Annotated in this window: 6 protein-coding genes and 1 tRNA gene; all 7 read right to left on the bottom strand. The window is 45.4% G+C overall.

What is annotated here, in order from left to right; translation table 11 throughout:
• Window positions 1–22: 22 nt before the first annotated feature.
• The 7 genes from IH879_16900 to IH879_16870 all read right to left on the bottom strand — a co-directional run bounded on the left by IH879_16900 (window position 23) and on the right by IH879_16870 (window position 6690).
• A tRNA-His gene (locus tag IH879_16900) sits at window positions 23–102 on the bottom strand.
• Window positions 103–119: 17 nt separating this feature from the next.
• Window positions 120–2129 (bottom strand): hypothetical protein, encoded by a 2010-nt coding sequence (locus IH879_16895; GenBank protein MCH7676604.1) that lies wholly within the window; start codon window positions 2127–2129, stop codon window positions 120–122.
• Between the two features lie 694 nt (window positions 2130–2823).
• Window positions 2824–3489, bottom strand: coding sequence for a M50 family metallopeptidase (locus IH879_16890; GenBank protein MCH7676603.1), 666 nt, complete (start codon window positions 3487–3489; stop codon window positions 2824–2826).
• A gap of 1043 nt (window positions 3490–4532) precedes the next feature.
• The gene (locus IH879_16885; GenBank protein ID MCH7676602.1) at window positions 4533–5321 is read right to left on the bottom strand and encodes a hypothetical protein; all 789 of its coding nucleotides are present in this window, start codon (window positions 5319–5321) and stop codon (window positions 4533–4535) included.
• Window positions 5322–5432: 111 nt separating this feature from the next.
• Window positions 5433–5807 carry a hypothetical protein gene (locus IH879_16880; protein MCH7676601.1) on the bottom strand — a complete coding sequence of 125 codons (375 nt, stop codon included), beginning with the start codon at window positions 5805–5807 and terminating at the stop codon, window positions 5433–5435.
• An 80-nt stretch (window positions 5808–5887) separates the two neighbouring features.
• Complete coding sequence (locus tag IH879_16875) at window positions 5888–6256, bottom strand: hypothetical protein (GenBank protein MCH7676600.1); 369 nt, start codon at window positions 6254–6256, stop codon at window positions 5888–5890.
• 152 nt (window positions 6257–6408) lie between these two features.
• The gene (locus IH879_16870) at window positions 6409–6690 is read right to left on the bottom strand and encodes a hypothetical protein (protein MCH7676599.1); all 282 of its coding nucleotides are present in this window, start codon (window positions 6688–6690) and stop codon (window positions 6409–6411) included.
• Window positions 6691–7029 lie beyond the last annotated feature (339 nt).

Here is a 7029-nt window from a genome sequence, read left to right as displayed (position 1 = left end):
CCGCGGCAGACGCGAGAGAACCTGGGGTGGGCGAGGGGATTCGAACCCCCGACTTCCAGGACCACAACCTGGCGCTCTAACCAACTGAGCTAATGCCACCACATCGGCCGGACGCCGGGTCAGCGGCCGAGTTTCGTCCGAATATACTCGATCAGCTCCGATTTTCCCCATGCAAAATCTTTCTGAAAAGGGTTGGTGTCCGATACTTGCTTGCTCTTGGCAAAATCACCCTGAGTGACAAAATAATCCGGAGAATCTCCAAAACCCTCAATGACATAGGCAAGCGTGTTAGCGTCCTTTGCCTTGACCAGACGACTGGCAAAAACGTCTCCCCACACCAGGCTCTTAAGACTTTTCCCGGGGATGACGCTGGCATAACCGGCTTTCTTAGTCCATTCGCCGGATCGATGTAGATAGAGCGGTTTCTTGGTGTCGATAGTATCTTCATCAGGATCCAGGCGGACATACCGATGGATGATTTTTTTGGTTTCACCGTCCGTGATATTTCTGCCGCGGGAGCCGTCTGCCCAGAATTGCCAGATGTTGTATTTCGAATGGACAAAGAATGACTTGCCGTTTTTTGCCCAACCGATAAATCCGTATGGGGGTTTCTGCTCCACGGGGTGGTCGTCTTCTTTGTTGACGAACGACGCTGCGCTGCCAACAGTGAGGTTTCGATCCTTTGCAGATTTAAAATTGTAGAGGTGGTAGTGATCGTCCGTTAAATAAACGATGTTTTTTCCATCGGGGCTGATCGAATAAAAATTATTAACTCGAGCCAAGAACTTATGTTTTTTGCCTGTATAAATGTCGATTGTGTAAACATCAGAGTGCGGCCGTCCGAACATACCATCGAACTCGTAAGGTGTGGCGTCAAGTCCAAGCACGACGGGCGCGTCATCCTGAAGCCGGGTACGCTCCGTAAGCTCATCACCGAGTTGAACAAACTTGTTGTCCTTGATATGCCAGACCGCAAGGTGCGCGTCTTCACGTTTATTTTCTGCTCGCTGCTTCTGCTCAGGGATAATTCGTACATCCCTGCTATGCCAGATTTGCAGAGCAGGCGCCTCGTCAGTCAAGAGACTATCCGGGTTCCCGGTATTTGTCGAATCTTGATTGGCCGAATCTCCTTTGGTCGTATCTTCCTTGACCGGCTTCAGGATCCATTCTTTTGTAGCAAAAAAGAGGGACTTCCCGTCTTTCGACCACTCCAGAGGGTGGTTGCTGACGACTCTTGTGTGGCCCGAAAAACCGGTCATTCCTGTCTGGTCAAAGATGCCGGCCTTGGCTGTCGTGCTTGCAAGCTGCTGCCAGGAGAGAATAACATGGGTTGAATCTTCATACGTGTCATTCTTCTCCACCCGAAACAGAGCCAGGTCATCGCTCTTTTTGCGCCAGCTCAGGCCTGTGTAAAGCGCATCTTTACTATCCAGAAGTTTAAGCGCACCAGTGGCTCCATCGAAGAGCTGAATGCCGTTACCTGTTTTTCCTTCAGTGTCGATGATTACGGCAAGGAGCGCGCCATCTTCCTGCCAGCTGTACTCGGCAACATTACCAAAACTGAAATCGCTGCCGGTGTTCAAGTTGCGTACGACTAAGTCAGCGCTTTTATTTTTTCTGTCCTCGGGTGCATAGCGCTTCATGGCCACGAACCGACCGTTACCGCTGAAGGCGAAGGAGGCAACATCTTTGATCACAGTGCTGTCGCCATTCACGAGGCCAAGCAGACCGAACTTGGTGTGCACCGACTCTTTTTTCTTTTCAAGTTTTTTGCGCTCTTTGGCAGGGAGATTAATCAAATAACCCAACCAGCGGCTGTCTTTGGAAAACTGCTGGTCTGAACCCTGCTCCAACACCTTGTTGGTCTCCGTCTTCAGATTGTGAAGTCGGAGCTCATCTTTGTCGTTATTTCTTCGTATGGGGTAGACCAGCCAGATGCCGTCCCGCGACAATGCGCCACCCCGACCAAGACTTTCCCATTTCCCGTAATCTTTGGGCGAAACGGGCTTACGATCTTCGGATTCGAATTGCGTGGTTTTTGGGCTCGCGACTGTTAAACCGTTTTGAATGCCCGATATCAAAATGGCTGTCACGAGAATCAATTTGAATTGGCGAACGAAAGAGTTCATAGCGGATCCTTTATAAATAGGTTTTGCATTTACGAAGCATAGGATTTTTGTTTGAAAAAACCTGTCTCAACATTAACGCTCACCCGCCGAAGTAGGAGGTCGGGTTGAGTCCCTGGCTAGATGTGTTATCTCCGATAGATCAATGGACTCGGATTCAGTTTTTGTTTTCGAGCCGTTGAAGCTTGAACTCCCACCTTGTTGCGGAGGGCGACCCCAGAGGAAAGCCGACACAGGAGGCGACTCTAATTATGCGCGCAGCGCCACCTGTCGAGGAGACGCCCGCAGCCCGTCTGAGGACCCCGCAGCTGTCTTTTTTCCCATATCCGCCCACAAAAGCGAGGAGGCCGAAGCGGCTCAAAACGTGAAACGGCAAACGTAAAACGTAAAACGAAAAAAGAGATGTGTCGGGATTTCTCTATATAGCCGTAGGTGCTTATTTATTTAAAGATTGCAAAAGGAAACAAAAAGTCAATAGTACTACACAATTTTAAAAGCCCCCTGACTATCCGGGAGGGGATTTCCAAGGGGACTTTATGATCGCTAATATATAAGACACATTTAAGGACTGGAATCTCCCAAATGGAGAGAAAAATTAAGGAATGGCGAAAATTCGTTGGATGCGAGAGCACGACTCACGCCGCAAACAGCAGTTTATCTGCTGCTTTGCCTTGTTCAGTATAGTATGTGGATGCATTCAGCTTTTCGCTTCTGTGACAGGCGAGAATTTCAAACTAATTTTTAGTGTTGCTATCAAAATCACGACACTTACCAATAACCATATAGTCCCCCATAGAACGGTAGTACCGCCAAATTCTTCGGCAAGCATAAAAGCGTCTGATCTTAATGATGTTCGCACAATGGTGTCACTATAAACATCAAGGGGGACATATGACATGCTCGTCACCCCAATCACTCGCAAAATGATATCGTTAATCTGCATTGGCGCTTTTACTCCCATTAGAATCATAAATAGCCCTGTTAGACCGCCAAAACCAAATGCAAATAAGTCCCTAACAAACAACGTGGTGACCGCCATAATAATAATTCCTAAACAAAACATAATAGCTTTGTCGTATTTTGATCCAACAGCTAACAGATAGATAACCACGCCCCAAATAAGCGAACCTAAATAACCTGCGGTAAGCGTTATAAATCGATTGCCACCAGCCGATATCACATGACCACCCTGCAGCCGGTCAATCTCCAACTCTATCACTTGCCCGCCGGTTGCGATTGTCATCAACGCATGGGATGATTCATGGAAAAATACTATTAACAACTTTAAAGGGTACAAGGCTGGAGTCGACCATAAAAAGAAAATGGCTATGATAACTGAAAATAAAATGAGTCGTTGCTTCATCTAGTATAACATTCACATCATTTACTCAGTGAAACTATTCTGACCGGATAGGAGTTGGGCTTTACAGCCCAACCCCCTCCTCAGAACCGTACGTGAAAGTTTCCCTTCATACGGCTCAAGCCCCTATGAAGGTTCTACTTTTAGTAGTTCCCGCCCCAAATGCTTTCGGGACTTCACGATACTGATAGACTGTCAGTATGGCCGAAGCCTTAAGGGCGCACCATGCCGAAGTCGGCACGTCATTTGCTTTCCCTTACTAAACTGATTCATTCTACTTTCTCGTGACGAGGCACCTGCCAATATCAGCCTCCTTACGGAGCCAAGAATGTTTCACTCGGTATCCCTGCCGCTACAGCAGGGCATTCGCTTCGTAAGGCATCTCAACCCAGACCTCCAACAGCATGCCTTACGGTTAGCCTGCCCAGAGGGCGGAGGACCTGGGGTTCCACGTTCCGCACAATTGACCCAGTGAGCAACTTAGGTGAACCTTCTACGCCGGCGGTACTACGGTTCCGTGCAGGCAGTTATAAGACCTGCAACTTGGCCACCTGTGCAAACACGAGGAAGCACAGATTAGACCTGTTAATCCCAGTAGGTCCGTTGCTCTTGACGACGCTTAACGGTTTTCGATTCCTCTCACCATATTGCTCGACCCTAGCCCTTAACCCCACGGGACTCGGAGATGGGTTTCGGCCTCACGGTTTCAACCCAATTCGGTACATTGTCGGATGGGCTTCACACCCCTTCATCAGCGCAAAGGTAGCATGCCATCCTAGGGTCTGATAGGAACATATCAGGTTTGGACAAAGAACATAATTCCTTACCAAACAATCAATTATGCGACATCGTGTCGCGATATAACGACGCAAATCAGGCGCGCGCTTCACGCAAAACTACGGAGATGCATAGAGTCCCATATCTCCCTAAATTTGGATATCTGCACGAGAGGCGCGTCGGCTGAATTTGATTTGTTAGGTACTTGCACTGAGGCACGGGTTCCACAATTTCTTTCTCATGTAGCAACCACCCGTCCGTGATAGCCATTAGTGAGCAAACGCAACCTTGAAGGAATATCCAAGTACATTCGCGAAATTTATTTCCCCGCCAATCCTGAGTACTGAAATTTTTACAACCATGCCTACCATCCCTTGTAAACCAAACACATTTTCATTTTCAAGATTCACCTTAGACGTGGTTTCTTGTGCGCGCGCCAAATACCCTGACACGCCAGCATAGGGTGAAAATCTCCTAAAAACATCCTTGCTTGCGAGAACATCCAATCCATACACACTTTGATTCAAGTCCTCCGGGCCAAACATCTGGGTAAAACTAAATCTGACTGCTGCTGCCAGATTCTTCTCTGAATCATTTAAGAAGTTATATTGAACCTGGCCACCATAAAATCCGTAATTGGCGGAGGGCTGCTTCGTAAAATAAGCACCGATATCTATCCGGTTTGTGACGCCTATTCTAAACATTAATCCCGGAAATAGCAGAGCATTACCATCAAAAAGCGTATGAGTGGAATCGGGATGGGAAAATGTATCATTCCAAGCAGCATCAGCATCATCAATCGTCGTGCCCCAATCAAGCAGCGCAATTTCAAAATTTTTCACCCCTAAAGGTTTTGCCGAATTTAGTGGACGAAAATAGGTGACAAGCCCAGCTTCTCCGGTGAATTGGTGCCACGCTTCTTGTGTAAGCGCTGGATCAAGTAGAAACGAACACTCATCCCATCTGTCATTGACATGAAGCTTTTGGCCAAACAGGGGTGATCCGAATAACGCTAAGAATAAAACAGTCGATATTCCGAAAAACATTTTGCTCTTCATAAGTAAACTCCTTTTTTTTGAAAAGTATGCAATATCTGAAGCTCAATCGATTTGAAGTGATAAAGGATTAGCCACCGCCAACCTGCGGCGGCTAACTTTGTTGCTGAATAGTTACTTGACGACATCTCCGCTGACAGTCAAGGTAAAAGGAGAATAAATACCAAGCGTAATCAGAGTGAGAAAACCATTTCCAAAAGTTTGCTGATATTTCAATTTTACATTCACTGCACGGGCGCCGTTGTTGGCTTTTACTTCATCAGAGATTAGTTTTTCGACCTGAGGGTCGGCAGGACTCACCAATCCCCACAGGAAATGGTTCACCTTTTTAGTCTTTGTAAAGTTTTTTATTGAGGAAGCATTTTCACTATTGGTCATCTCAATTCCCGAATCCCTAGTCGAACCAATCTGATTTAAAGTAAAGCATCCCTGTAAAAATGCTATGGTGAGTATTACCACAAATGCTAACATAGCGTTACTTTTTCTCATAGCAGCCTACCTCCTATAACTGCGGTTGCAGCGTGTTATCATATGCATTTAGTATTTTTAGTTTCATTAACAAAATCCAATTACTTTACGATATCTCCTTCCACTGCAAGCGTAAAAGGATTATAGATACCAAAAGTTAAAGCACTTACGAGGCCATCAACAAATGTTGATTGGTATTTAATTTTCACGTTCACTGCACGTGTACCGCCCTTGAGTTGAACCTCATTCGATATCAGTTTTTCTATACCTGCATCATCGGGGCTTACAAGGCCATAAACGAAGTGGTGAATTTTTTTTGTTCGCGTAAAATGCTCTACAACTTGAGGGTTATCTGTACTAATGACGTCAATGCGTTCGCTTATTGGGGTACCAACCTGATTTAAAGTGTAGCACCCGTGTAGGAAAAAAGCAAAGACAATACAGACCACAAAATAAACTTTTTGGTTCATAGTTCTTCCTCCATTTGATTTATTTAAAGATTTTCAAAAGTTAGTAAAGTAGGCGAGGTGTGCGTCGAGTAAGCTCAAGTAAATAAGCCATCCTTTTTATAAAAGTCAAAGACTTTTTTTCAAAAACAAAAGAAGTGGTAATTTGACATGTGTCACTTCTTCTTAAATAAATCATCAAGTTTCCTCAGCGCTTCGTCCTTTTTAGAAGGTCCGGAAGTCACTTCACTGGCAGCTTCAAAGTAGTCGCAAAAATTAGCCATCTCTTTTTCTTTGACCCAGTCCGCTTGCGGCTCGCGGCACTGGTTGTGGGCGGCAGGATCATGAAATCGACAGTTGCGACAGCTGTGCAGGTAGGACGTGCATTTAGGGCAGGTGTCGTTGCGCCCCGGTTTCCTTTCAAGCTCAATCGTGGTTTGACAGTTGTAGCATTGCATCTTTTATACCGGCTTTATTTCCTTGAATGGTACGAATTAAAGCAATTTTTGTCAAGTGTGATAAATAGCAAGAAACTCCTTTTTGTTTGAAATAAAAAGAGCTTCTTTTTAGTCTTTATATACAGTGTGTTGAAAAAACCTGATTGATTAATTTTTTCTTGTTTTTTTAAAATAAAAACCGTATTTTCTCCATGAAAAATCAAACTATCTATTTGAAGTTTCATGGAGTTTTATGTTTATAAAACGAGAGATAGATATTCAAGAGATAGTGCAACTGCTTAAAGTATTTCCCGTTGTCGCTCTTTTAGGGGCCCGCCAGTGCGGGAAAACAACATTAGC

It is taken from the genome of candidate division KSB1 bacterium (genome assembly GCA_022562085.1).
In the GTDB taxonomy this organism is placed as follows: Bacteria; Zhuqueibacterota; Zhuqueibacteria; order Oceanimicrobiales; family Oceanimicrobiaceae; genus Oceanimicrobium.
The sequence above is the reverse complement of the archived record's forward strand: the minus strand, read 5'-3'. Positions and strand labels throughout refer to the sequence as shown.